Here is a 421-nt window from a genome sequence, read left to right as displayed (position 1 = left end):
AGCTGCGAGTGGGTGGTGGATGCGGGGTGGATGACGAGGGAACGCACGTCGCCGATGTTAGCGACGTGGCTGTGCAGGGAAAGGGCATCGACGAACTTCTTGCCCGCGTCGATCCCGCCGGCCAGCTCGAACGCCACGATGGCGCCCGGGCCGCGCGGGGCGAGCTGCTGTGCCCGCTCGTGCCAGCGCGAGGACGCCAGCCCGGCGTAGGCGACCGAGGTGACCTCCGGCCGGTCCTGCAGGAACTCGGCGACCCGCTGCGCGTTGGCCACGTGCCGCTCCATCCGCAGGCTCAGGGTCTCGAGCCCCTGGCCGATCAGGAACGCGTTGAACGGCGACACCGCCGGGCCCATGTCGCGCAGCAACTGCACCCGTGCCTTGAGCGCAAAGGCGGGCGCGCCGAGGTCGGCGAACACCACAC

1 protein-coding gene is annotated in these 421 nt (G+C 71.3%); it reads right to left on the bottom strand.

From position 1 onward, the window contains the following. Positions 1–421, bottom strand: a 421-nt coding sequence (locus tag AC1DYG_RS20080; protein WP_477641600.1) for a PLP-dependent transferase, incomplete at both ends; no start/stop codon positions are given.

The organism is Pedococcus sp. P1_H8, from assembly GCF_056405175.1.
This window is presented reverse-complemented; position numbering and strand designations above follow the sequence as displayed.